The sequence below is a fragment of the Bradyrhizobium oligotrophicum S58 genome (genome assembly GCF_000344805.1).
In the GTDB taxonomy this organism is placed as follows: Bacteria; Pseudomonadota; Alphaproteobacteria; order Rhizobiales; family Xanthobacteraceae; genus Bradyrhizobium; species Bradyrhizobium oligotrophicum.
This window is the reverse complement of sequence record NC_020453.1, coordinates 5891195-5915912: the sequence shown is the minus strand read 5'-3', so window position 1 is coordinate 5915912 and position 24718 is coordinate 5891195. Positions and strand designations below refer to the sequence as shown.

Sequence of the window (24718 nt, the reverse complement as noted above, 5' to 3'; positions counted from 1 at the left end):
TTACTGGTCGACGACGTCGGGTGCGGCTTCGGCGACCGGGACGTGCGAATTGTCGATCTTGAGCGGGCTGCCATTGCGCAGCTTCAGCTGGCCTGCGATCACGACCGTCTCGCCCGGCTTGACGCCGTCGGTGATCGCGACACGGTCGCCCTTGGCCGGCTTGCTCTTCACGAACATCTGCCTCGCCTTGCCAAGTCCGTCCTTGAGATCATCGACGATGTAGACGAGGTCGCCATAGGGATTGCTGACCATGGCCGTCAGCGGCACGTTGACCAATTGCTCAGGCTTGCCGGTCGCGATCTCGACCTTGGCGAACATGCCCGGCAGCAGCCGGGCGGCGTTGTTGTGCAGGGTGGCGCGGACCTGGACGTTGCGGCTGGTGGAATCGACCTTGGCGTTGATCGCCGAGATCTCGCCTTTGAAGCGCTCTCCGGGAAATGAATCGACTGAAACGCCGACGTCCTGGCCGATGCGGATGTCGGCGAGCGATTGCTGTGGCAGATAGAAGTCGACGAAGATCGGGTCGAGACTCTGCAGTGTCACGATGGTCGTGCCGGCGCTGAGGAACTGCCCGAGATCGACGGCGCGGATGCCGAGCCGGCCGGCGAACGGCGCCTTCAAGGTCTTCTGCTCGACGATCGCCTTCTGCTGCGCCACCAGCGCCTGCGCGTTCTTGAGGTTGGCGCGGTCGCTGTCCAGCGTGGCCTGGCTCACGGCGTTGAACTTGATCTGTTCCTCGTCGCGCTTGACGACGATGGCGGCGTTCTCTGCGGTGGCCTGCAGCGATTGCAGCTTGGCGACGTCGTCGGTGGCAACCAGTTGCAGCAATTGCTGGCCGGATTCGACGCTGTCGCCCGAATTGAACTGGATGCTCTGCACGATGCCTGCGGCCTGCAGCGCCAGGTCGGCGCCATTGACGGCGCGCAGTGAGCCGACCGCCGTGAGGTTGGAGCGCCACGGCGCCGTCTCCGCAACCACGGTCGAAACCGTCTGCGGCGGATTGGCCATGGCGCCGATCGCCTTGGCAATCATGATGCCCTTGAAGGTCTGGAAGCCGTAGAGGCCGCCGAACAGAACGGCCATGACGGCCAGCATGATCGTCATGCGCTTGGTCATTACATTGCTTCCTGGATCGTATGATTGGGGCCGGCGAAATAGCCGGGATTGGCGCGGGGCAGCGCCGCCGGGGTCTCATCCTGGCGATTCCACCAGCCGCCGCCGAGCGCCTGGAACAGCGCCGCGGTGTCGGTGAAGCGCGTGGCCTGCGACTTGATGCGCGAGACGCGCGCGTTGAGGTAGGATTGCTGCGCGGTGATGACGTTGGCGTAGGGCACGGCGCCGCTCTTGAACTGCTCGATCGCCATGGTCAGGCTGTCGGCGGTGGCCTTCTCGGCGGCAGCCTGGGCTTTCAACGCCTCGGCGTCATACTGGATGGCGCGCAGCGAGTCGGAGACGTTCTGGAACGCGGTGATGACCGCGCTCTTGTAGAGCGACAGGTCCTGCTCGAAGCTCGCGACATTGGCCTCCTTGGTGTGATAGAGCGCGCCGCCGTCGATCAGCTTCTGGCTGACGCTCGAGGCCGCATCCCACACCAGCGTCGTCGGCGAGAACAATCGTTCCGGTCCGCTCGCGCCGTAGCTGCCGGACAAGGTCACCTGCGGCAGCAGGTTGGCGATGCCGACGCCGACCGTCGCGGTGGCCTGATGCAAGGTCGCCTCGGCCTGGCGGATGTCGGGACGCTGACGCACGAGCGAGGAGGGCAGCGACACCGGCAGCTTGCGCGGCAGCTTCAGCTCCGCGAGCGTCACGTGCTCGCCGCGATCCTGGCTCGGCAGCCGGCCGAGATAGGCCATCAGCTGATTGCGCTGCTGCGCCAGTTGCTTCTGCAGCGGGGCCAAGGTCGCCTTGGCCTGCGCCAGCGTCGCCTCCTGGGACAGCACGTCGGATTTGGAGATGGCGCCGACGTCGAACTGGCGCTGGATGCGGCCGAGCTGATCGGTTTCGGCCTTGATGATCTCTTCGGTCGCCGCGATCTGGTCGCGCAGCGAGGCGTCGGTGATCGCAGCGGTCACCACATTGGCGGTCAGCGCCAGATAGGTCGCTTCCATCTTGAACGCCTGGTAGTCGGCCTGCGCCTGCAGCGCCTCGACCTGGCGCCGCGTGCCGCCCCACAAATCGAGCGCATAGCTGACGCTGACCGAGCTGCCGTAGAGCGTGTAGAGCGAGGTCTGGCCGGGCCATTGCCCGTTCTGGGTGGTCGAGGCCTGCGTGCGCTCGGCCGATCCGTTGGCGCTCACCTGCGGAAACAGCGAACCCTGTTGCGACAGTGCATTCTCGCGCGCGGCGCGCAGCGCAAATTGCGCGGCCTCGATGTCGGGATGGTTGCGAATCGCCTCTTCGACGAAGGCGTTGATCTGCCGCGAATGAAACAGTGCCCACCAGGTGCCCGGCAGGTCGTGTCCTGATGCGAAGCTCTGGACCGCGCCGCCTGGCGTCGATGCGTCGGCAGTCGGGCCGAGCCGATTTCCGGTCACATAGCCGGTCACGGCCGGCGCATCGGGTGACATGAAGTCCGGTCCCATGGCGCAGGATGCGAGCAGCATGCTGCCCCCGATGAGGCCGAGCGGTGCAGCCGCCGCGCGGCGTTGCAGGACCCGCCCCCGTGAGGACAGAAACATTTGGACATCATCCTTCATAAAACTAAACCGTTTCGTTCTTCTTGAGGGAAGATGCTGTTTGTGGCAGGCTTGAGTCAAGTCACGTTGATGATAGGGAGGAGCATGGTCACATCTTCTTCGCATGCAGCGCCGTCAACTTCGGTTGCAGGCCCCGGGCGCACAGAGCGTAAGCACGCGCAGATCCTGGCGAGCGCGCGGACTCTGTTCATGGCGGGGGGCTTCGACACCACGAGCGTGGACGCGATCGCGCGCCATGCCGGCGTGTCGAAGGCGACGCTCTATGGTCATTTCGCCGACAAGGATGCGTTGCTGCTCGCTTTGGTCGAGGCGGATTGCCGAAGCATGGGCGAGACGTTGTGGATCCGGGATGAGCGGCCCATCGACCTGGAGCGGGACCTGCGTGAGATCGCGCGCCGCTTCCTGGCGATGTTTCTGGACGGCCGAGGGCTGGCAATGCACCGGCTCGTGATGTCCTGCGCCTCGCGCTATCCGGCGATTGCGGAGGCGTTCATGACGGCGGGGCCGGACCGCTGCGACGCGGAGGTCGCCGCGTTTCTGCGTGCGGCCGAGGTGCAAGGTCTGCTCGATGTCCCCGATGCCAGGCTCGCCGCTACGCAATTCCTGACCTTGATCCAGGGCCGGCTGCCGCTGACCTGGGCGCTGTCCATGAAGGCGCCGAGCCCGGCCGTGTCCCGCGCTCAGATCGAAGGCGGGATCAAGGTGTTCATCGCGGCCTATGGACGGACCGAAGCGAGGTCAAGGCGGCCGGCGAGGGCCATCTCGACGTCCGCTTCGAGGCGTCCGCGTGCGTCGGCTGCCAAGCGCCCGTGATCGTCAGGAGATCACGGATGACGCGATGGCCGGCTTGGCCTGTGGGTCCCTCGTCCGCTTCGGGCGGCGCAGCCGGCGCTGCGTCCAGATCAGCACGCCGGTGATCAGCAGCGTCAGCAGCACCACGGAGATCGCCACGTTGGCCGTGCTGCCGATCAGCGACCAGTTGCCTTCGTGCAGCAGCCGCACCCAGTTGCGCGGCAGCGCAGAGAGACCGTCGGCGGTTACCGCATAGGCGCGCAGTTCGTCACCCTCGATAATCCGCGCCATCATCCGTCCGCCGCGCGTGCCGATCATGTTGACGGTGGCGAGATCATGATCCTTCGCGACGAGGCTCACCGCCTCCGGCAGGGTGATGCTCCTGGTCGCGGCCGGCGGCGTGCTGAAAAAGCTGTTGCTGGGATCGAGCAGGAGCCCGGTCAGCGGGCTCAACAGGATCAGCGGCAGCGTGAACCATGCCGCGCCTTTGTGCCAGCCCGACAGTGTGTTGCGCAGCCGCGGCAGCCCCATCAGGATGCCGATGATCATGATGACGATCATGCCGATGGTGGAGATCGTCGTGAGGCCCTCTATCCCGATCAGGTGCTCATGGGTCGTGCGCGCCCACTGAAACACGCTTCCCGTGACGGGCTTGTCTGCCGCTGCGCCGGTGGCCATGTCGAGCTCGGTGCCGGGCCGACCCTGCAGCGTCAGATGCTGAGCCGTCGGATTGATCGCGATGCCGCGCGCCTTGCCGTCCGGATCGTATTGCTTGATCAGCGCGACCACGCGCGCCGGATCGACGCTGCCGGGCTTGACGGCAGCAACCTGCGCCATTGGCTCGAACGAGAGGATCAGTCCGGTGACGATGATCACGAGCAACGGCAGGGCGAAGGTCAGGCTGATCCAGCGGTGGAGTTTGAGCAGCAGCTGTTTGTTCATGATCGTCTCCGAATGATCGTCCGGCACACGGCGTGATGCGACGGGACCGTTTGTCCGCAGGCGTTCGCTCCGTGACCGTTTCTGATCGTTTCTCGCTGGACGATGCCGCGATACCAGCCTGTCATCCGCTGCGCTCTCATTAGCTGAGCGCAGCGGCGGTACGAAAGGAGATAACTATTAATTTTAGGTCATGCGTCGTTTGATCGGCATCAATGCGGCAAATGTAGATCTGTGTCTGCGTGAATGATGTCTGTTCGCAACGGGAGTTCATCTGCGATCTGTCGTAGAGAGATCCAGTCGCGGGGCCGATTTGGCGATGCCCTCTCGTCGGTGATGCCAAGCGCCGGTATCGGCAGGGCTATTTGCCGGGCGCTACAACGCCCTTCAATCCGGCGCGGTCCGCGGCGGCGCTCACCAGCCCAGACGAGCGAATGTGGGCCGTGAAGCTGCGCAGGAAATCAAGTCCGGCCTCGCGGCCCTTGGGAATGGCAATGGCGTGGCGCTCTTCGCCCCAGCGCCCGTCGAGCACGCGCGAGCCGGGGACCTGCTCGGTCATCTCGAACAAGGTTGCCTTGTTGGTCGCGAAGGCGTCGATCTGATGGCTCGCCAGCATGTTCGTGGCGTCCTTCAACGTCGGCGCCCGGACCAGCGTCGCGTTCTTCAGCTCGCGCCCTAGCGTCGCGTCCGACGTGCTGCCGGCGGTGACGCCGACCTTGCGGCCGGTGGCATCGACGTCGCCGATGTCAGAGAGCGGCGAGCCGTCGGGCACCAGGTAGCCGAGTTCGATCTCCAGATACACGGGACCGAAATCCATGTTCTTCGCGCGCGCCGGCGATGCGTTGGTGAAGGCCACGTCGACCGCGCCGCTTTTGACGGCCTCGAGCACCTCCGCATTCCTGGGGAACACGACCGGCGCGTAGTCGACATGGAGCTGGCGCGCCATCTCCTTGCCGATCGTGTAGCCGACGCCGCGGGGATTGTCGGTCCCATCCGGCAGGACCGATGTCGGCGTGCCCGGATAGAGGCCCGCGCGCAGGTGCCCGGTCGGCGCGAGAATGCGCGCCATGTCGACGTCGGCGCAATCGCTTCGAACCGGAGCGAGCGCCGTACACGCGACGAAAGCAACAATGACGGCCCGCCTGAGGATGGTCGCTGCGCAGTCCATCGGTCGCCTCGCTAAGTCCTGGCCTATTCAGTCAGCTCGCTTCCGGCTCCGCCATCCAGCACCTGCTTCAGACGCGTGGTGTCCAACGCGTTCTCCCACCTTGCGATCACGATGGTCGCGACCGCATTGCCGATCAGGTTGGTCGGCGTCAGCCCCTGTGACATCAGCCTGTGGATGCCGAGCACCAGCGCGACGCTGGCGACCGGAATCGTCCCGGTCGCGGCGAGCGTTGCGGCCAGCACGACGAAGGCGGCGCCGGCGATGCCGGCTGCGCCCTTCGATGTCACCAGCAGGATCAGCAGCAGCCCGATCTGGTGGCTGATGTCGAGCTGGGTGTTGGTCGCCTGCGCCAGGAACACGGCTGCGGTCGCCAGATAGAGGCAGGTGCCGTCGAGATTGAACGAATAGCCGGTGGGGATGACGAGCCCGACGATGCTGCGCTCGCAGCCGGCGGCCTCCAGCTTGACCAGCATGCGCGGCAGCACCGTTTCCGACGACGTGGTCGCGATGCAGACCAGCACCTCGTCGCGGATGTAGCGGATCAGCTTCCACAGGCTGAAGCCGGCGAAGGCGGCGATCGGCCCGAGCACCACCGCGATGAAGATGACGCAGGTCAAATAGAAGCTGCCGAGCAGCAGGCCGAGCTTCGCCAGCGAGCCGATGCCGAACTTGCCGACGGTGAAGGCAATGGCGCCGAAGGCGCCGAGCGGGGCGGCCCACATCACGATCCTGACCACGCCGAAGATCATCTGCCCGGCGACCTCGATCACGTCGGTCACTGGCTTGGCGCGGTCGCCGAGCCAGATCAGCGAGAACCCGCACATCACCGAGATGAACAGCACCTGCAGGATGTTGCCCTCGGCAAAGGCGCCGACGAAGGTCTGCGGGATGATGTTGAGCAGGAATGGCACGAAGCCGACCGCCGCGGTCTGCTTGACGTAGGGCTCGATGGTCGCGGAGTTGATGGTCGCCGGATCGACGTTCATGCCGACGCCGGGCTGGAACAGATTCACGGCGGTGAGGCCGATGATCAGCGCCAAGGTCGTGATCACCTCGAAATAGACCAGCGCCTTGATCGCGACGCGGCCGACCTTGGCCATGTCGGCCATGTGGGCGATGCCGTTGACGACCGTGCAGAAGATGATCGGCGCGATCAGCATCCGGATCGCCTTGATGAACGCGTCGCCGAGCGGCTGCATCTGGGCGCCGAGATCCGGCTTCACGGCGCCGAGCAGGATGCCCGCGGCCATCGCGATCATGACCTGGACCCATAGCTCCTTCCACCACGCGCGGCGGGCGCCTGCTTTGCTGTCGGCGGCGAGGGTCGTGGCAGTCATGATCGGTCCTGTCGGTGATGGCCTGGAGGCGGAGGTGCTGACGGTCGGCTCAGCTCTTGGCCTCGAACTTGAACAGCCGTTCGGGATTTCTGACAAGCAGCTTGTGCTGAACGGCAGGATCGGGCGCGAAAAGCGGGATCAGATCCACCAGATCACCGTCATTGGGCATGATCTTGACGTTCGGGTGCGGCCAGTCGGTGCCCCAGATGACGCGATCCGGTGCGTTGTCGATCAGCTTCCGGGCGAACGGCACGGCGTCGTGGAAGGGCGCACCGGCTGCGGAAGCGCGCTCCGGACCGGTGATCTTGACCCAGCACTTTTCGTCGCCGGCCTGCAGGTCGAGCAGAGCCTTGAACTCGGCGTCCTCAATGCCCTTCGCGGCGCTGATCGTGCCCATGTGATCGATCACATAGGTGACCGGCAGCGCCTTCAGGATCGGCACGAACTCCTGGATCGTGCCGGCCTCGAGGTAGATGTCGACATGCCAGCCGATCGCCGCGACACGGTCGACCAGCGTGCGGAACACCTTCATGTCGCCGACCCCGCCGAGGCGGCGCAGGAACGCAAACCGGCAGGCGCAGATGCCGGCCTTGCCGAGCGCTGCGAGATCATCATCCGACATCGCCGCATTGATGTTGGCGACGCCCTTGTAGTTGCCGTTGCTCTGCGCGATCGCATCGGTGACGACGCGGTTGTCGGTGCCGTGGACGGTGGCGTTGACGATGACCGCTCGCTCGACGCCGATCTTGGCATGCAGCGCCCGGAACATCTCGAGCGGCGCATCGGGCGGCGTGTAGGGGCGGGTGGGCGAGAACGGATAGGTCGATGCCGGCCCGAAGATGTGGGTGTGGGTGTCGACGCTGCCCGGCGGCGCATTGAAGCCCGGAGTCTTCGTGGCCGGATCCGGGCCGGCAATGCTGGGGATCTTGGCCTCCTCAGCATCGACTCGCGCGGGTGCTGCGCCGAGCACGGTGGCGGTTCCCAAGCCGGCCATGGTGGCCAGCAGATCTCGTCGCAACATCACAGGTGTTCTCCATTGATTGGCCGCGGTGACCAGCAGGGACGTCCGCCCGGCCTCCGCGCGTGTCATGGTCGTGATCGGTTTGCCGCGGGCGTCGCGATCAGGCGGCCTTGCGGCCGGCCGCGACGATGTCGGCGGCGCTCGCCAGCGTTTCCACGTTCCAGCAACGCTCCATCACGGTCGCGATCTGCTGAGCAGGGATGATGCCATCGGCAAGATCCCTGAACTTGCGCTCGAGATCGGCATTGCTCATCGGCCGCTCCAGGCTGCCGATGGCGTGCTCGATGCGCTTGGTCAGCACCCGGCCGTCGGCGAGCGCGATCGACATCTCGACCTGCTCGGGCTTGATCGCCGGATCGATCACCGGATTGACCTTGCCGCGCAGCGCGATGATGGCGGGATCGCGCACCGCGCGGTCGGAGAACTGCTTCTCGCCGCCGGCGCCTTCGATCAGGGCCACCGCGACCGCGTGATAGACGCTGAACTTGCCCTCCAGCCCTTCCTTCGGCGTCTTCTTGCCGGTCAGTTCGAGCACCAGCGGATTGACCTTCATGTCGATCGACTTCACCTGCGCTGCGGTGAGCTTGTTCTCGTCGCGCAGCTGGATCGCGGCATCGATCGCCGGGTGCAGTACGATCCCGCAGGCGAACGGCTTGTAGGTGTTGAGAGCAGCCTCGTAGCGCTGGCCGAGCTCGCCGGTGATCTCGCGATAATCCTGCTTGGTGCTGATCGTATTGGCCCAGCCGCGCTTGGCCTCGATCATGCCATCGGAGCTGGTGAAGTTCTTGGAGGCGAGGATCGCTGCGAACAGGCCGTCGGCGGCGGCGCGGCCGGGATTGAAGCTCTTGTTCATGGAGCCGAAGGATTCGCGCAGACCCACGGGCTGAGAGGCCGCAAGACCGAGCGCCCACACCATCTGCTGTTCGGTCAGGCCCATCAGCCGGCCCGCGGCGGCGGCCGCGCCGAACACGCCGGCGGTTCCGGTGATGTGCCAGCCGACGTCGTAGTGGTTGGGGTAGACGGCGTTGCCGATCCGGCATTCGGTCTCGACCCCGAGCACGAGCGCGTTCAGGAAATCGCGGCCGTTGACCGGCTTCATCTCCGCGAGCGCCAGGATGGCGGAGATCACCGGGCCGCCCGGATGAATGATCGTCTTCAGGTGGGTATCGTCATAATCGAAGATGTGGCTGGAGACGCCGTTGACGAAGGCGGCGGTCATGATGTCGAACCGCTCGCTACGGCCGAACAGCCCGGCCTGCGGTGGACCGGAGAACGGCGATAATGCCGACACGGCAATGTCGACCGTCTCGTGATGCGAGCCGCCGATGGCGACCCCGACATAGTTCAGCAGCGTCCGCACCCCTTCCTTGCGGACGTTCTCCGGCAGGTCCTCGTAACGCGCGTTGACGAGGTAGCGGGCCAGCGTCTTCGTGACGTCCTTGCTGTCGGAACTGACAGCCTCCGCAGCGGCTGCAGACGTGCCGGAAAGAGCTGCGAGCGACAGGCCGGCAGCACCTGCCATAAGTCGGCGGCGTGACATCGCGATCATGGCGTTCTCCCGATGCGGCGCCTCGTGGCGTCCGTTGCAATTGGCCGGCGGAACGATCCTGGTCCGATCCGCTCCTGGCATGCCACGATCCTGCAGTCTCCCGGGCTTTACAAGGAGCCTTAGGTGAACGGTCAGTTCTCTTGGTTGGACAATGCTCTCGGGTGCGTTCGGCAATGTCGCGAATGCGGTGGTTCGACGTGCGTTGCAGCGGGCCGGCGCGAGATCGGGGCCTGGTTCAACCAGCGTGTCAGGAGGGCCGTCGATCACGGGAGCTGAAGTGAATTGTTCGCGTGGCGGAAAGGTGAATGGCTTCAACGCTATGTCGTGCATTCCCGTCATAGGCTGACAGCTTGAACCCGCGTTGTGGACGGAGCCGCCGGAATGTTATGCGACAGCAAGGGTAGTCCTGCGGGTGCTGTGTCGCTGCCTGACTGCCGACCTCACAAACAACATCGGGCAAAGGAAACACCATGGTGGACGCGCTGATCATCGACGCCTGCAGGACCCCGCGCGGCATCGGCAAGGCGGGCAAGGGCGCGCTCGCCGGGCTGCATCCGCAGCACCTCGGCGCCACCGTGCTGCGCGCGTTGGCGGATCGGACCGGCATCAATACCGGCGATGTCGACGACATCATCTGGGGCTGCTCGTCGCAGCGCGGCCCGCAGAGCGGCGACCTCGGCCGCATGTCGGCGCTCGACGCCGGCTACGACATTCGCGCCTCCGGCGTCACGCTCGACCGCTTCTGCGGCTCCGGCATCACCAGCGTCAACATTGCAGCAAGCTCGATCATGGCCGGGCAGGAGGACCTGGTCGTCGCCGGCGGCTGCGAGATGATGTCGATGGAGGGCCGGCGCGGCGAAGGACCGCTGATGATGGATGCGGGCAATCTGCATCTGCGCGCGCTGCATCCGCAGTCGCACCAGGGCGTCTGCGCCGATGCCATCGCCACCATGGAAGGCATCACCCGCGCCGATGTCGACGCGCTCGGGCTGGAGAGCCAGAAGCGTGCGGCGGCCGCGATTGCGGCTGGGCACTTCAAGAAGAGCCTGGTGCCGGTCCATCGCGACGACGGCAGCCTCGCGCTCGACCACGAAGAATATCCGCGGCCGCAGACCACGGCCGAGGCGCTCGCCGGGCTGAAGCCGGCCTTTCCGGCCGTCGCCGACTACGCGCTCGACGACAAGGGCACGACCTATCGCGGCCTGATCCTGCAGCGCTATCCCGGCCTCGAGATCGCGTTCATGCATCACGCCGGCAATTCCTCGGGCGTGGTGGATGGCGCGGCCGCGATTCTCTTGGCATCGCCGACCTACGCCAAGGCTCATGGCCTGAAGCCGCGGGCGCGGGTGGTGGCGATGGCGAACATGGGCGACGACCCCACCTTGATGCTGAACGCTCCGGTGCCGGCGACGCGCAAGGTGCTGGCCAAGGCCGGGCTGACCATCGACGACATCGACCTGTTCGAGATCAACGAGGCCTTTGCCGTCGTCGCCGAAAAGTACATCCGCGACCTCAAGCTCGATCGCGCCAAGGTCAACGTCAATGGCGGCTCGATCGCGCTGGGACATCCGATCGGCGCCACCGGCTCCATCCTGATCGGCACCTTGCTCGACGAATTGGAGCGGCGCGATCTCAAGCGCGGCCTGGTGACGATGTGCGCGGCGGGCGGCATGGCGCCCGCGATCATCATCGAGCGGGTCTGAGCGCTCTCTATCTCTTGATTCGAGTTGTCGGCACCCGCTGCGGCCCACCGCGGCGAGTGCGATTGTCTTTGCCGCTGCCGGCGCGGATACGCCGTTGCTCATCGTCGGGGCTACGCTCGCGCCGCATGATTTGCGACTTTCCCCGCATTGCGCCGTTGAGACTTCGTCTCGCGCCGGCCCTGCGCCGGTTCCAGTTTCCGGACCGGTCAACCACGTTTCGCTTGGACTGGAATTCGCGCTTGTTCCGCTAGTTGCGACGGGTTATTGCCACGGAGAGGCCTCATCGTAGAAGAAATGGCTCTCGTGCTCTCCAGGCTGTCGCATATCATCGATCGCAAGGCTTCGAACCGGGTGGTCACGCGGCTGCGGGCGCTGCTGCGCAGCAACGAGTTCTACCTGATACCGCTGGCGCTTGTGATCGGCGTTGCCACCGGCGCGACCGTGACGGTGATGAGCCTGATCGCGCAGTTCGCGCACGTGTTCATCTACGGTATTCCGATCGACGTTCGGCTCAGCGCCAATGCGTGGATAGACCCCGTCATTGCACTGATCGCGCCGGCCATCGGCGGCCTCGTGCTCGGCGTCATGGAGTGGCTGCGGCGGCGCTGGAAGATCGCGCCCGCTGTCGATCCGGTCGAAGCGAATGCGCTGCGCGGTGGGCGGCTGTCGATGCGCGACAGCGTCGTGGTGAGCGGCCAGACCCTGGTCTCCAACGGCTCCGGCGCCTCGGTCGGTCTCGAAGCCGGCTACACCCAGATCGGCGCCGGCATCGCCTCGCTGCTCGGGCAGTATCTCACCCTTCGCCGCAACGACATGCGCTTGATCCTCGGCTGCGGCGCCGCTGCAGCCATCGCCGCCGCATTCGGCGCGCCGATCACCGGTGCGTTCTACGCGTGCGAGCTGATCGTCGGCGTCTACTCCGTCGGCAGCGCCGCGCCGATCCTGGCGGCGTCGCTGGCGGGCGCGCTGACGTCGCAATATCTCGCCGGCGCGCCGTATTCGCTGGAGGTCCAGAAGGTCGGCGCGGTCGGGTTCGAGCAGTACATCGCGCTGTTCGTGCTGGCGCTGCTCGTCGCCGGCATCGGCATCGTGGTGATGCGGGCCTCGCCGGCGGTCGAGCGGCTGTTCGTCCGCATTCCGGTCTGGCTGCGCCCGGCGATCGGCGGCGTCTGCGTCGGCGCGATGGCGATCGTGACGCCGCAGGTGCTGGCGGCAGGGCACGGCGCGATGCTGCTCGACCTGCATCGCGAGATGGCGGTCGGCATGATCGCCACCATCATCGTGCTCAAGCTCGCCGCCTGCTTGATCTCGCTGGCCTCCGGATTCCGCGGCGGTCTGTTCTTCGCCTCGCTGTTCATTGGCAGCCTGCTCGGCAAGCTGTTCGCTGGTGTGCTCGCGCTGGCCGGGCTCGGGCTCGCACTCGACCCGCTGGTCGCGATGCTTACGGGCATGGCGACGCTCGGCGTCGCCATCGTCGGCGGGCCGCTGACGATGTCGTTCCTGGTGCTGGAGATGACCCGCAGCGTCGACGTCACGGCGGTGGTGTTGGGCGCCTGCATCGTGACCTCGGTGTGCGTGCGCGTGTTGTTCGGGCACTCGTTTTCGACCTGGCGCCTGCATTTGCGCGGCGAGACCATCCGCAGCGCCAACGACGTGGGCTGGCTGCGCAACCTCACGGTCGAGCGGCTGATGCGCTCCGACGTCGCGAAGGTGCCGACCACGACCACGATCGCGGCCTGCCGGCGCGAATTCGCGCTGGGCACGCGGCAGGCGGTCGTGGTGGTCAACAACAGCGACGATTATTGCGGGCTGGTGTCGCTGCCGGACCTGTTCTCCGGCGAGTTGGATTCCATCGCCGACGAGATCCAGGTGGTCGAGCTCGCGAAATATTTCGAGGTCGCGCTGTTGCCCGAAATGAACGTCAAGACGGCGATGAAGATCTTCGACGATTCCGGCGCGGAAGAGCTGGCGGTGCTGGAATCGGAGAACAGCCGCAAGGTGATCGGCTTCCTGACCGAGTCGTTCGCGCGCCGGCGCTATGTCGAGGAGATCGACCAGGCGACGCGCGGCGTGCTCGGCGCGCTGTCGTGATCGCGTCACATCGCCGCGACACGTGATCTCCGGGCCTGGACCGGGATAGGCTGCCGGCCGGTCGAGACGCGCGAGGACTGCATGACGAGATGGATGAGAACGGCTGCCCTGGCCACTTTGAGCGCGCTGGCGCCGGCTGCGGCTGTCGCCGAGCCTGCAGTTCTCAGGGGCAAGGACGCATTCGGCAACTGGCAGGGCGATACGCCCGGCACGATCAGGCTGATCCGTCCCGAGGATCTGCCGAGGCCGGGCGCGACGGCATCGGCCGCCAATGTCTCGCGTGTGGTGCAACGACCGGCGTCGGCCGTGCCCAAGGTCGCCGACGGCTTCAAGATCGCGCTGTTCGCGGAAGGGCTGAGCGGGCCGCGCATCCTCCGCACCGCGCCGAACGGCGACATCTTCGTCGCCGAGACCCGGGCCGGCCGCATCCGCGTGCTGCGCCCGAGCGAGGACGGCGGCAAGGTCGCCGTGAGCGAGGTCTTCGCCGACCGGCTCGGTCATCCCTTCGGCATCGCGTTCTATCCGAGCGCCGATCCGCAATGGGTCTATGTCGCAAGCACCGAGCGCGTGATGCGCTTTCCGTATCGTACAGGCGACATGAAGGCGTCGGGCGCGGCCCAGACGATCGCCGATTTGCCGGCGGGATATGGCCATTCGACCCGCGACGTCGTGTTCACCAAGGACGACAGGCGCATGCTGGTCTCGGTCGGCTCCGCCGGCAATGTCGGCGAAGCCTTGGGCGAGCCGGCCGGCGGGCTCGCGGCCTGGATCAAGGCCCATCCGCTGGGCGCGGCCTGGGGCGGGGAGACCGACCGTGCCGGCGTGCTCGCGTTCGATCCCGACGGCCAGAACCGCAGCCTGTTCGCCACCGGCATCCGCAACTGCGTCGGCCTCGCCATCCAGCCCGCAACCGGTGTGCCCTGGTGCTCGACCAACGAGCGCGACGGGCTCGGCGACGATCTGGTGCCGGACTACGTCACGCGGGTGAAGGAGGGCGGCTTCTATGGCTGGCCCTGGTACTACATGGGCGACAACCAGGACCCGCGCCATGCCAATGAGCGCCTTGACCTGAAGGGCAAGATCACCGTACCCGACGTGCTGCTGCAGCCGCATTCCGCCTCGCTCGGCCTGACCTTCTACGACGGAAACCTGTTCCCGCCGGAGTATCGCGGCGATGGCTTCGCGGCGGAGCACGGCTCGTGGAACCGCTCCAAGCGCACGGGCTACAAGGTGATCCGGGTCAGGCTGAAGGACGGCATGCCGACCGGCGAGTACGAGGACTTCGTCACCGGCTTCGTCGTCAACGACCGCGAGGTCTGGGGTCGGCCGGTCGGCGTCACCGTGGCGCGTGACGGCAGCCTTCTCATCTCCGAGGACGGCAACGGCACGATCTGGCGCGTCAGCCGCTGAGCGGTCGCCTCCGGTGCAGGAACCTCCGCAGCCGACATGGGTTGGGAGCGGGGTTGAATGCCGGATGAGCGCATGAACATCTTCGATCCGCAAGGGCCGATCGCCGCCGCCCAGCAGACGATCCTGATCGATTCCGTCATCATCATGCTGGCGATCATCGTTCCGACCTCGATCGCCGTGCTCGCCGCCGCCTACTGGTTCCGCAGCTCCAATACCAAGGCGCGCTACCGGCCGGACTTTGCCTATTCCGGCGCGGTCGAGCTGGTGGTGTGGTCGATTCCGGCGCTCACCGTGATCCTGCTCGGGGGCGTCGCCTGGATCGGCTCGCACGAGCTGGACCCAGGCAAGCCCGTCGACGGCACCGGTCTTCCCATACGCATCCAGGCAGTGTCGCTCGACTGGAAATGGCTTTTCATCTATCCCGACCAGCGCATCGCCACCGTCAATACGCTGACCGTTCCGATCGGCGCGCCGCTGCGTTTCGAGCTGACGTCGGGCAGCGTCATGACCGCGTTCTTCATTCCGCAGCTCGGCGGCATGATCTACACCATGAACGGCATGGTGACGCGGCTGAACCTGCGCGCCGATCATGTCCGGACGACTAAGGGCCTCGCCTCGCAGTTCAGCGGCGACGGCTTCCCCGACATGATGTTCGACACCCACGTCGTATCGCAGCCCGACTTCGCCAACTGGGTGACGACGGCAGCGAAGGGCGACCAGGTGCTGGATGAGGCGAGCTATAAGCAGCTCGCGGCGCAATCGGTCGAGAAGACGCCGAAGAGCTACCGGCTCGCGGACCCCGAGCTGTTCGGCAAGATCGCCAGCCAGAAGATCCCGCCCGCGCCGGGACCACAGCTGAGCGAGAACAAGTCGCGGCCGGAAGGTGGAGCGGTCCATGCCCACTGATGTCTTTCACACCGACGTCTTTCCGAGTGGAGCGCGCCGATGTCGGTGACATCAGTCGCGCAGGCGCCCGCTCATGCCGACCCGCATCACCTCCGCGCCGCCGAGCATCCCGGCCCGGCGCCAAAGCGGATTGTGACCGGCTTCGGGTTCTGGATATTCCTGCTCTCCGACATCGTGATGTTCTCTTGCTTCTTCGCGAGCTTCGCGGTGCTGTCGGGAGGGACCGCCGGTGGTCCGGGCGGCGCCGAACTGTTCGACATCCGCAACGTCGCGATCGAGACCGGCTTGCTGCTGCTGTCGAGCTTCACCTGCGGCATGGCCAGCATCGCCGCCGACCGCCACAATGCGCTGTGGTTTCAGGTCGCGATGGCCGTCACCGGCCTGCTCGGCGCCGGCTTCCTGCTGCTCGAGGTCAGAGAGTTCGTCGATCTGGTCGGCCGCGGCGATGGGCCGAGCCGCAGCGCCTTCCTGTCGGCGTTCTTCACCCTCGTCGGCTGCCACGGGCTGCATGTCGCGGCCGGCATCTTGTGGCTGCTCACCATGATGGCCCAGGTCGTGGCAAAGGGATTCCGCGCCGACATCGAGCGCCGCATCCTGTGCTTCGCGCTGTTCTGGCACGCGCTCGACATCATCTGGGTCGCGGTGTTCTCCGTGGTCTATCTGCTCGGGAGCGCGACATGAGCGAACATGCCCAGGCCGAGTCCGACGATCGCGGCGATCTGGCGCCTGGCGAGCAGCAGCATGGCAGCCTGCGCTCGCGGATCCTGTTCTATGTCGCCGGGCTGGGGCTTGCGGTCGTGCTGACGGCGACCTCGTTCTTCATTGCCGGGACCAGCCTCGTCTGGCAGCCGTCGATCCCGGTGGCGCTGGTCGTCCTCGCGATCGCGCAGATGGGCGTGCATCTGGTGTTCTTCCTGCACATCACGACCGGGCCGGACAACACCAACAACGTGCTCGCACTGGCCTTTGGGCTGCTGATCGTCCTGCTCGTGGTCGGCGGCTCGCTGTGGATCATGGCGAACCTCAATCAGAACATGATGCCGATGGATCAGCTGATGCAGGTGCAGCATTGAGCATGGTTGCTGAGATCGTCGAGTCTTTGCTGAGCCCTGGATCGCTTCGCTGCGCTCGCGATGACGGAGGTTTTGAGACGTTCGCTGCCCGCCACAACTACCGTCATTGCGAGCGTAAGCGAAGCAATCCAGGGGCGGCACGAAGGGTGCGGATTGCATCGACGTTCAACGCCGCGACGCGCCGATCTCACTTCTTCGCTGCCCGGCAGTTGAAGGCGCGGCGGAAGCCGGCGGCGCGGGCATCGTCCTCCGAGCAGAACCAGCGGTCGGGCTCGGTCGTCGCGGGATAGCTCGGGCAGCCCTGCAGATGATAGATGCCGATGTTGCCGGTGACGCGGGCGCGCACGGCGAACTTGCCCTTGATGCTGCAGCCTGGAGGCGCGCTCGGCGCGTCCGGGAAGAGCACGGCACGGATCTCGCGGTCGCGGTCCGCGCGGCAGGAGGCGCCGAGCAGGGCGCCGTCCTTCTTGTCGCTGCGGAACTCGCCCGGTGCGACGAAGCAGCCTTTCCACAATCCGCTCAGCGCCTCCTTTGCCGCAGCGACATCGTCCTTGGCGCGATATCTGGCGGCGGGGTCGGCGCTGACGGCGTAGCCCGCGCGCGCCATTTGCTGGTTCAGGCTCACCTTGTCGCCGTCGACGGTGCAGATCCCGATCTTGCGGGTCTTCAGCGGCTTGTCCGGGCCGAGATCGTCGCAGCGCACCGCGCGCCCACCGATCAGCTTGCCGAGCTGTTCGCGCGCCTCGACGCCGCAGCTCCAGGGATCGGCGTGATCATCGATGCAGAGCTGATCGACCTCCGGCGCATCGATGCCGTCGAGCCGGAAGACGCTGTCGCCAAGCTGGATGGTGTCGCCGCTCCGGACCATTGCGCTTGCCGCCGTCGCCGGGCCGATCGCGCCCGACACGATGGCGATGACCGTCAAAGTCCAAAGTATCGTGGTCGATATCCGCATGCCCCACTCCTTGCCCGTGCACAGTGCAGTCCTAACATCCGGAACAATGGATGATCAATTTGTGCGTTGCCGCAGCAGCTCCTGGTCGTGGTGTTGGTCTAGCGTCGCTCAACGCAGGGCGCCATGAGCCTGCTGCATTCAAACGGCGACAGAATTGTTAACGAATCTGTCTAAGAAGAGCGCCTGCGGATCGATCACGCGATCCGCCCTGCGGAGAGAGACGATGCACACCGACGATCGTTCGGCCATGCGCGCGAAGTTCGCGCCGCCGACCGAAACGCCACGACATTCCGGCATGTCGCGACGCAGCCTGCTGGCGACGGCGGCGCTTCTGATCACCACGACGGGTGCCACCGCGAAGGTCGTGACCAAGGTGCTGCCCTGGCGGCCCAACGAAGCCTATCCGGTCACCCCGGTGGTGCCGGGCGGCTGGCTGTTCTTCACTGCCGATGAAGCGGCCGTGGTCGACGCCATCATCGACCGTTTGATTCCTGCCGACGAACTCGGACCCGGCGCCAAGGATTCGGGCGTCACCACCTTCATCGATCGCCAGCTCACGGGTCCCTATGGCGGACACGACTGGCTCTACATGAAGGGACCGTTTGCGACCAATCCGCTGCCGACGCAGGGGTTGCAGTCGCCGCTCACGCCGCGCCAGCAATATCGCCAGGGTCTGGCTGCGCTCGCAGCCTACTGCAAGGCCAATTTCGGTGGGCGCAGCTTCGTCGACCTCTCGGGCGAGGACAAGGACAAGCTGCTTGCCGGCATGGAGAAGGGCGACATCAAGTTCGAAGGCTTCTCCAGCCGCATGCTGTTCAATGCCGTCCATACCAACACGATGGAGGGCTTCTTCGCCGATCCGATCTACGGCGGCAACAAGGACATGGCCGGCTGGAAGCTGATCGGCTTCCCGGGCGTGCGCTACGACTTCCGCGACGTGATCGACAATCCTAACAAGCCATACACGCTGCCTCCGGTCAGCCTGCAAGGCCAGCCAGCCTGGGGAGTGCGCTGACATGGTACGCCGTCTTCCACGCAAGGATGTCGCCATCGTCGGGCTCGGCTGGACCGGCTCGATCATGGCGCTCGAACTGTGCCGCTCCGGGCTCGACGTCGTCGCGATCGAGCGCGGCCCGTGGCGCGACACCGCCACCGATTTCAACATCGGCACTGCGCCGGACGAGCTGCGCTACGCCGTGCGGCACGACATCTTCCTGCGCACGCGCCAGGAAACGCTGACCATGCGCAACAATTCGTCGCAGACGGCGCTGCCGATCCGGCGCTGGGGCAGCTTCCTGCCGGGCAACGGCGTCGGTGGTGCCGGCTCGCACTGGAATGGCCAGACCTGGCGCTTCCTGCCCGATGATTTCCGTCTGCGCAGCAAGATGATCGAGCGCTACGGCGAAGGCATCATGCCGGAAGGCAATCAGATCCAGGACTGGCCGATGAGCTATGACGAGCTCGAGCCGTTCTACGACAAGTTCGAATATGTCCTCGGCATCTCCGGCAAGGCCGGCAACATCAAGGGGCAGACGCAGGCCGGCGGCAATCCGTTCGAGGGCTCGCGCGAGCGCGACTACCCGACGCCGCCGATGAAGCAGGGCTATTCGCAGGAGCTGTTCATGAAGGCTGCGGCCGGCATGGGCCTGCACCCGTTCCCGCGGCCGTCGGCCAACCTGTCGTCGGCCTACACCAATCCCTATGGCTGCAGCATGGCGCCGTGCACGTATTGCGGCTTCTGCGAGCGCTTCGGCTGCTCGAACTACTCGAAGTCGTCGCCGCAGACCTGTGTGCTGCCGGCGCTGGTGCGCGAGCCCAATTTCGAGGCCCGCACCGAATGCGAGGTCACCAAGGTCACGCTGTCGGGCGACGGCAAGATGGCGACCGGCGTCGTCTATGTCGACGCCAATGGCGAGGAATGGGAGCAGCCGGCCGATCTCGTCCTGCTGTGCGCCTATGGCCTGTTCAACGTCCGGCTGATGCTGCTGTCGGGAATCGGCAAGCCTTACGACGCCGGCACCGGTGAGGGCGTCGTCGGCCGCAATTACGCCTACCAGACCGGCTCGGGTGCGACTGCGTTCTTCGACAACGTCAACTTCAATCCGTTCGCGGCGGCCGGCTCGCTCGGCGCGGCGCTCGACGACTACAACAGCGACAATTTCGATCACGGTCCGCACGGCTTCGTCGGCGGCGCCTCGATCACCAATGCCTACACCAATGGCCGGCCGATCATGTATCGCCCGACGCCGCGAGGCACGCCGACCTGGGGCTCGGCCTGGAAGAAGGCGGTGCGCGAGACCTATCAGCGCGTCACCAATGTCGGCGCACAGGGCAGCGTGATGAGCTATCGCGCCAATTATCTCGACCTCGACCCGACCTACAAGGATGAGCTCGGTCGTCCCTTGATGCGCATGACGTTCGACTATCAGCCGAACGAGATCAAGATGGCGAACTGGATGGCCGAACGCTGCGAGGCGATCGCCAAGGCGATGGGCGCCAAGACGACCCAGATCAACCGTCTCAATACGCCGTGGAACGTCGTGCCCTACCAGAGCACGCACAACACCGGCGGCACCGTGACCGGCTCCGATCCCAAGACCAGCGTGCTGAACCGCTATCTGCAATCCTGGGACGTGCCGAACGTCTTCGTGATGGGCGCATCGACCTTCCCGCAGAATGCCGGCTACAACCCGACCGGCACGGTCGGGGCGCTGACCTATTGGGCGCTCGACGCCATTCAGAAAAAATACCTGAAATCACCTGGGGCGCTGGTGCAGCAATGAGCGCGATCATGAACAAGACTCGGGTCGGCCATCGCCTCCGGCTGCGTCATCTGCTTGCAGCGATTCTGCTCACTGCGCCCAGCGCGGCGCTGGCGGACTCCGACAATTACGTCGAGATCGGCCGCGGCAAGGCGCTGGCCACGGCGGGCGACTGCGTCGCCTGTCACACCGCGCCGAACGGCACGCCGTTCGCCGGCGGCCTCGCGCTGCAGACGCCGTTCGGCGCCATCATGACGCCGAACATCACGCCCGACAATGCAACCGGCATCGGCAGCTGGAGCGCGGACGATTTCGCTCGCGCCCTGCACGAGGGCCGGCGTCCGAACGGCACGCGGCTGTATCCGGCATTGCCGTACCCTTACTACACGCGGGTGACGCGCGCGGACGCCGACGCGATCTTCGCCTATCTGCGCTCGCTCGAGCCGGTGTCGAACAGCGTCAATCGCAGCACGCTGCCGTTTCCGTTCAATATCCGGGCCTCGATGGCGGTCTGGAACGCACTGTTCTTCACTCCCGGCGAGTTCAAGCCGGATCCCGCCAAATCGGACGAATACAATCGCGGCGCCTATCTGGTCGAGGGTCTCGGGCATTGCGGCGCCTGCCACACGCCGCTGAACGCGCTGGGTGCCAACAAGAACGACCGCCATTTCGAAGGCGGCGTGGTCGATCATTGGACTGCGCCGAACATCACCAATGACTCCCAGGCCGGGCTCGGCAAATGGTCGGTCGATGAGGTCGTGCAATATCTGAAGACGGGGCAGGCGCGCGGCGTCCTCGCCTCCGGTCCGATGAAGGACGTGGTCGAGAACTCGACGTCCAGGATGGCGGACGCCGACCTCAAGGCGATGGCGGTGTACCTCAAGGAGCGGGGCGCGGCCGGCTCGCCGGCGCCGACCCCCGTTGCCGCCAGCGACAGCCGCATGAAGGTTGGCGAGGCGATCTTCGTCGACACCTGCGCCGCCTGCCATGTCCGCAGCGGCGAGGGCATCCCGCGCGTATTCCCGAAGCTTGCGGGTGCAACGATCGCAACCCAGGACGACCCGGCGTCGCTGATCCACGTCGTCATCACTGGCGGACAGGCCGCGGCAACCGCGACGCATCCGACCGCCCCGACGATGCCGTCCTTCGGCTTCCGGCTCAGCGACGAGCAGATCGCTGCGGTCGTGACCTACGTCCGCAACAGCTGGGGCAATGCAGCCGCTCCGGTGACGGCGGACGCGGTGAAGGCCATTCGCGCAAAGGTGACGGGAGCCGCCGACTAGCGGCCGAGCGGCCGCCTTGCACTGGAGCGGCCCGCTACCCATCTGACGAGGCGAAGGAAATTTCGCCATGTTGGACTTTACCTCAGATCTCGCCGGCGACGCGCTGTCGCCGGCGCAAGCGTCGTCTGCTGCCCCGGCCGATGACCGGGCGCTGCTCGATGCCTATTCCAATGCCGTCATCGACGTCACCGAGCGCGTCGGGCCGGCCGTCGTGCGCGTCGAGACCGGGCCCAAAGCCGGCTCGACCGCAGGCTCCCGCGGCGAGCGCGGCGGCCTCGGCTCGGGCATCGTGATCTCGCCCGACGGGCTCGTGCTGACCAACAGCCATGTGGTCGGCACCTCCAGGAGCATCCGGCTGCGCGACGTCGAGGGCGTCGTCACCGATGCGCAGGTGCTCGGCGTCGATCCCGACACCGATCTCGCTCTGCTGCGTGCCAACCATGCGCGCGACCTGCGCTATGCGGCGCTCGGCAATTCCAAGAGCCTGCGCCGCGGCCAGCTCGTGGTCGCGATCGGCAATCCGCTCGGCTTCGAATCGACCGTGACCGCAGGTGTCGTCTCGGCGCTGGGCCGCTCGATCCGTTCGGTCTCGGGCCGCATGATCGAGGACGTGATCCAGACCGATGCCGCGCTCAACCCCGGCAATTCCGGCGGCGCGCTGGTGTCGTCGGCCGCCGAGGTGATCGGCATCAACACGGCCATCATCCAGGGCGCGCAGGGCATCTGCTTTGCGGTCGCCAGCAACACCGCGCAGTTCGTGCTGTCGGAAATCATCCGCCACGGCTATGTCCGCCGCGCCTATATCGGCGTCTCCGGTCAGACCGCGCCGGTGCCGCGGCGTCATGCGGTGCTGGCCGGCGTCGACAACAAGATGGGCGCGCTGTTGATGCAGATCGAGCCGGACGGACCGGCAGGACGCGCCGGTCTGCTGCCGGGCGACGTCGTCATCAGGCTGGACGGCGTCGACATCAACGGCGTCGACGATCTGATCCGCGTGCTGGATCGCGACCGCATCGGCCGCACGCTGGCGATGGACGTGCTGCGGCTGGGACGGTTGCGCGGCATCGACATTGATCCCGTGGAGCGCAAGCCGGCGGCAAGGCAGGCGTCGTGATCTCCCTGGGACGCTGAGCTGTCGCCATGACCTCGGTTGTCGTCTCCGCGAACGCGGGGACCCACCCCCAGGGAGCGGTTTGGGGCAGGCGGGTCATTGGCATTTTGCCCTTTATGACTGCTGCGGCGTATGGGTCCCGGATCGGCGCCATGCCGCGCTGACGCGCGTCATGGCTTGTCCGGGACGACGAGTTCGGGTGGGGCGGATTCACGGCTCAAACAGCAAAGGACATGTCAGCGCGTTCTCGCGGCGCGTTGCGCCCGAGGTGCGATCAGTTCGTCCCTCGCAAATTATGCAGAGGGCGCAGGGAATGCCGGGTGAAGGCCTCACCCATGGCCCGCCTGCGAAAAAAATGCAGGCGGCAGGTACCACAGGTGCAGCCGTAACCGGCATTCCCTGCGCGATGGTCTTCACGCTTATACGCAGTCTCCCTGGCGCGCCGGGCTTGTTGGCCACCATCCCCCACGCAATGCGTTAGCATTGCGCCAGGTTGATACCAGCGTCGGGGTATCAGGACGCTGCGACTTCACGTCCGCAGCGATCGTTCGTCCGCACCCTCGTCGAAGAGAATGCTGCGATCTCTCGCGGCCATCGCATCCCGCCTCGCGTGTCGTGACGATCGCGCGCAACGCCCCTCCGCAGTGAGGCGGGATGCGCATAGACAATCATGATTTCCGTAAAAGCGCAAGATATTTATTTTTTTCAGAAGTAAAATCGTGGGCAGGCTGGCCTCATCGTCCGGCGTGTTGATCTCCGGAAATCTCTCCTCGGTCATTCCGGGGCGTGCGCAGCATGAGCCCTGAATCCATCCCACAACGGGTCGCGTGATCAGATGGATTCCGGACTCGTCCTGCGAGCGCCCCGGAATGACACCGTTGTCGTGGCGCCTGCTGGGCGCAAAGCGTGGTTCAACGTTCCGGCGATATGGACGGGACGTCACGGCCTCTCTCGTTGGTTCATGGGCGTGCAGCATGTTGATCGTTGCATGCAATGGCCGCTCAAGAAATGAGCTGAGACGGCCTCCCTGGCCACTGCCCAGCAACCGAGCAGTTTCAGGCATCCTTTCAAGCCGTTGAATTAGTTATGACTTCGTCACCTCCATCGCGCCGCGCCCGATTGTACACAATGGCATAGCGCTTGCTTCGTCTGTTGCGACGCATTCTCGCGGGAGGCAGCGGCTGATATGGCGAACCCATCTGCGAACCCATCTGTATCTGCATCGGCAACCGCGACGATCACAGCCGAGCCGGAGCCGATCACGCTCGATCTCGCCGCGACCGCGCTCGTCATCATCGACATGCAGCGCGACTTCATGGAGCCGGGCGGCTTCGGCGAGACGCTCGGCAACGACGTGTCGCAGCTCGCGCGTGCGGTCGCGCCGATCGCCAACGTGCTGGCGGCCGCCCGCGATATGGGCATGCTCGTCGTGCACACCCGCGAAGGCCACAAGCCGGATCTCTCGGATGCGCCGCCCGCCAAGGTCGAGCGCGGCGCGCCGTCCTTGCGCATCGGCGATCCCGGCCCGATGGGGCGCATTCTCATTCGCGGCGAACCCGGCCACGACATCATTCCGGCGCTGTATCCCGCCGAGGGCGAGGTCGTGATCGACAAGCCCGGCAAGGGAGCGTTCTACGCCACCGAACTCGGCAACATCCTGAAGCAGCACGGCATCGCCAACCTGCTGGTGTGCGGCGTCACCACCGAGGTCTGCGTCAACACGACGGTGCGCGAGGCCAACGACCGCGGCTATCGCTGCGTCGTGATCTCGGACGGCTGTGCATCCTACTTCCCGGAATTCCACGAGATGGGCCTGAGGATGATCAAGGCCCAAGGCGGCATTTTCGGCTGGGTCGCGCCGTCCGCCGCGGTTCTCGAAGCCATGAGTTCGTAGTCGTGAGTGAGTTCTTGATCGTGAGTTC

Annotated in this window: 20 protein-coding genes; 12 read left to right on the top strand and 8 right to left on the bottom strand. The window is 65.9% G+C overall.

The annotated features are described in order from the left end of the window. Entirely contained in the window at positions 1–1116 is a 1116-nt protein-coding gene (locus S58_RS25575) for an efflux RND transporter periplasmic adaptor subunit (protein ID WP_015668286.1), read from the bottom strand. Continuing rightward, positions 1116–2678 (bottom strand): efflux transporter outer membrane subunit, encoded by a 1563-nt coding sequence (locus S58_RS25570; RefSeq protein ID WP_015668285.1) that lies wholly within the window; start codon positions 2676–2678, stop codon positions 1116–1118. The genes S58_RS25575 and S58_RS25570 overlap by 1 nt, the downstream gene beginning before the upstream one ends. Positions 2679–2780: 102 nt before the next feature. Between S58_RS25570 and S58_RS25565 the strand changes: the two genes are divergently transcribed. Beyond that, complete coding sequence (locus tag S58_RS25565) at positions 2781–3509, top strand: TetR/AcrR family transcriptional regulator (protein WP_015668284.1); 729 nt, start codon at positions 2781–2783, stop codon at positions 3507–3509. A 3-nt stretch (positions 3510–3512) separates the two neighbouring features. Here S58_RS25565 and S58_RS25560 read toward each other — a convergent pair whose 3' ends face one another. The 5 genes from S58_RS25560 to S58_RS25540 all read right to left on the bottom strand — a co-directional run bounded on the left by S58_RS25560 (position 3513) and on the right by S58_RS25540 (position 9502). Continuing rightward, a complete protein-coding gene (locus S58_RS25560) occupies positions 3513–4430 on the bottom strand; it encodes a PepSY domain-containing protein (RefSeq protein ID WP_015668283.1) in 918 nt (305 codons plus the stop codon). 358 nt (positions 4431–4788) lie between these two features. Next, positions 4789–5496 (bottom strand): ABC transporter substrate-binding protein, encoded by a 708-nt coding sequence (locus S58_RS25555; RefSeq protein WP_244440637.1) that lies wholly within the window; start codon positions 5494–5496, stop codon positions 4789–4791. 122 nt (positions 5497–5618) lie between these two features. Beyond that, positions 5619–6932 carry a C4-dicarboxylate transporter DctA gene (gene dctA, locus S58_RS25550; protein WP_015668281.1) on the bottom strand — a complete coding sequence of 438 codons (1314 nt, stop codon included), beginning with the start codon at positions 6930–6932 and terminating at the stop codon, positions 5619–5621. A gap of 49 nt (positions 6933–6981) precedes the next feature. Further along, a complete protein-coding gene (locus S58_RS25545) occupies positions 6982–7953 on the bottom strand; it encodes an amidohydrolase family protein (RefSeq protein ID WP_042340215.1) in 972 nt (323 codons plus the stop codon). Between the two features lie 100 nt (positions 7954–8053). Then, the gene (locus tag S58_RS25540; RefSeq protein WP_173424436.1) at positions 8054–9502 is read right to left on the bottom strand and encodes an MmgE/PrpD family protein; all 1449 of its coding nucleotides are present in this window, start codon (positions 9500–9502) and stop codon (positions 8054–8056) included. A gap of 470 nt (positions 9503–9972) precedes the next feature. On the opposite strand from S58_RS25540, the gene S58_RS25535 reads away from it, so the two are divergent. The 6 genes from S58_RS25535 to cyoD all read left to right on the top strand — a co-directional run bounded on the left by S58_RS25535 (position 9973) and on the right by cyoD (position 16685). Continuing rightward, positions 9973–11205, top strand: coding sequence for an acetyl-CoA C-acetyltransferase (locus S58_RS25535; RefSeq protein WP_015668278.1), 1233 nt, complete (start codon positions 9973–9975; stop codon positions 11203–11205). A gap of 294 nt (positions 11206–11499) precedes the next feature. After that, a complete protein-coding gene (locus S58_RS25530; protein WP_015668277.1) occupies positions 11500–13296 on the top strand; it encodes a chloride channel protein in 1797 nt (598 codons plus the stop codon). Positions 13297–13377: 81 nt separating this feature from the next. After that, a complete protein-coding gene (locus tag S58_RS25525; protein ID WP_042340214.1) occupies positions 13378–14706 on the top strand; it encodes a PQQ-dependent sugar dehydrogenase in 1329 nt (442 codons plus the stop codon). Positions 14707–14778: 72 nt separating this feature from the next. Next, complete coding sequence (locus tag S58_RS25520; RefSeq protein ID WP_042340930.1) at positions 14779–15612, top strand: cytochrome ubiquinol oxidase subunit II; 834 nt, start codon at positions 14779–14781, stop codon at positions 15610–15612. 39 nt (positions 15613–15651) lie between these two features. After that, entirely contained in the window at positions 15652–16293 is a 642-nt protein-coding gene (locus S58_RS25515) for a cytochrome c oxidase subunit 3 (RefSeq protein ID WP_015668274.1), read from the top strand. Beyond that, positions 16290–16685, top strand: a complete 396-nt coding sequence (gene cyoD / locus S58_RS25510; protein ID WP_015668273.1) for a cytochrome o ubiquinol oxidase subunit IV — start codon at positions 16290–16292, stop codon at positions 16683–16685. The genes S58_RS25515 and cyoD overlap by 4 nt, the downstream gene beginning before the upstream one ends. A gap of 187 nt (positions 16686–16872) precedes the next feature. On the opposite strand, the gene S58_RS25505 is transcribed toward cyoD, so the two are convergent. Then, positions 16873–17640, bottom strand: coding sequence for a thermonuclease family protein (locus S58_RS25505; protein WP_015668272.1), 768 nt, complete (start codon positions 17638–17640; stop codon positions 16873–16875). A 223-nt stretch (positions 17641–17863) separates the two neighbouring features. On the opposite strand from S58_RS25505, the gene S58_RS25500 reads away from it, so the two are divergent. From S58_RS25500 to S58_RS25480, 5 genes are all read left to right on the top strand, one after another. Continuing rightward, positions 17864–18655 (top strand): gluconate 2-dehydrogenase subunit 3 family protein, encoded by a 792-nt coding sequence (locus S58_RS25500; RefSeq protein WP_015668271.1) that lies wholly within the window; start codon positions 17864–17866, stop codon positions 18653–18655. Position 18656: 1 nt separating this feature from the next. Then, entirely contained in the window at positions 18657–20423 is a 1767-nt protein-coding gene (locus S58_RS25495) for a GMC family oxidoreductase (protein ID WP_015668270.1), read from the top strand. An 8-nt stretch (positions 20424–20431) separates the two neighbouring features. After that, entirely contained in the window at positions 20432–21685 is a 1254-nt protein-coding gene (locus tag S58_RS25490) for a cytochrome c (RefSeq protein ID WP_015668269.1), read from the top strand. A 67-nt stretch (positions 21686–21752) separates the two neighbouring features. After that, positions 21753–22799 carry a S1C family serine protease gene (locus tag S58_RS25485; RefSeq protein WP_015668268.1) on the top strand — a complete coding sequence of 349 codons (1047 nt, stop codon included), beginning with the start codon at positions 21753–21755 and terminating at the stop codon, positions 22797–22799. 1183 nt (positions 22800–23982) lie between these two features. Further along, complete coding sequence (locus S58_RS25480) at positions 23983–24690, top strand: cysteine hydrolase family protein (RefSeq protein WP_015668267.1); 708 nt, start codon at positions 23983–23985, stop codon at positions 24688–24690. The last annotated feature ends 28 nt before the right edge of the window (positions 24691–24718 follow it).

Excerpts from the sequence above, each read along its gene's own strand:
- dctA (WP_015668281.1), bottom strand. The coding sequence starts at position 6,932 with ATGACTGCCACGACCCTCGCCGCCGACAGCAAAGCAGGCGCCCGCCGC.
- S58_RS25515 (WP_015668274.1), top strand. The coding sequence starts at position 15,652 with ATGTCGGTGACATCAGTCGCGCAGGCGCCCGCTCATGCCGACCCGCAT.
- S58_RS25555 (WP_244440637.1), bottom strand. The coding sequence starts at position 5,496 with ATGGCGCGCATTCTCGCGCCGACCGGGCACCTGCGCGCGGGCCTCTAT.
- S58_RS25480 (WP_015668267.1), top strand. The coding sequence starts at position 23,983 with ATGGCGAACCCATCTGCGAACCCATCTGTATCTGCATCGGCAACCGCG.
- S58_RS25570 (WP_015668285.1), bottom strand. The coding sequence starts at position 2,678 with ATGTTTCTGTCCTCACGGGGGCGGGTCCTGCAACGCCGCGCGGCGGCT.
- S58_RS25525 (WP_042340214.1), top strand. The coding sequence starts at position 13,378 with ATGACGAGATGGATGAGAACGGCTGCCCTGGCCACTTTGAGCGCGCTG.
- S58_RS25490 (WP_015668269.1), top strand. The coding sequence starts at position 20,432 with ATGAACAAGACTCGGGTCGGCCATCGCCTCCGGCTGCGTCATCTGCTT.
- S58_RS25545 (WP_042340215.1), bottom strand. The coding sequence starts at position 7,953 with ATGTTGCGACGAGATCTGCTGGCCACCATGGCCGGCTTGGGAACCGCC.
- S58_RS25485 (WP_015668268.1), top strand. The coding sequence starts at position 21,753 with ATGTTGGACTTTACCTCAGATCTCGCCGGCGACGCGCTGTCGCCGGCG.
- S58_RS25540 (WP_173424436.1), bottom strand. The coding sequence starts at position 9,502 with ATGATCGCGATGTCACGCCGCCGACTTATGGCAGGTGCTGCCGGCCTG.
- cyoD (WP_015668273.1), top strand. The coding sequence starts at position 16,290 with ATGAGCGAACATGCCCAGGCCGAGTCCGACGATCGCGGCGATCTGGCG.
- S58_RS25495 (WP_015668270.1), top strand. The coding sequence starts at position 18,657 with ATGGTACGCCGTCTTCCACGCAAGGATGTCGCCATCGTCGGGCTCGGC.
- S58_RS25560 (WP_015668283.1), bottom strand. The coding sequence starts at position 4,430 with ATGAACAAACAGCTGCTGCTCAAACTCCACCGCTGGATCAGCCTGACC.
- S58_RS25530 (WP_015668277.1), top strand. The coding sequence starts at position 11,500 with ATGGCTCTCGTGCTCTCCAGGCTGTCGCATATCATCGATCGCAAGGCT.
- S58_RS25565 (WP_015668284.1), top strand. The coding sequence starts at position 2,781 with ATGGTCACATCTTCTTCGCATGCAGCGCCGTCAACTTCGGTTGCAGGC.
- S58_RS25505 (WP_015668272.1), bottom strand. The coding sequence starts at position 17,640 with ATGCGGATATCGACCACGATACTTTGGACTTTGACGGTCATCGCCATC.
- S58_RS25520 (WP_042340930.1), top strand. The coding sequence starts at position 14,779 with ATGAACATCTTCGATCCGCAAGGGCCGATCGCCGCCGCCCAGCAGACG.
- S58_RS25575 (WP_015668286.1), bottom strand. The coding sequence starts at position 1,116 with ATGACCAAGCGCATGACGATCATGCTGGCCGTCATGGCCGTTCTGTTC.
- S58_RS25535 (WP_015668278.1), top strand. The coding sequence starts at position 9,973 with ATGGTGGACGCGCTGATCATCGACGCCTGCAGGACCCCGCGCGGCATC.
- S58_RS25500 (WP_015668271.1), top strand. The coding sequence starts at position 17,864 with ATGCACACCGACGATCGTTCGGCCATGCGCGCGAAGTTCGCGCCGCCG.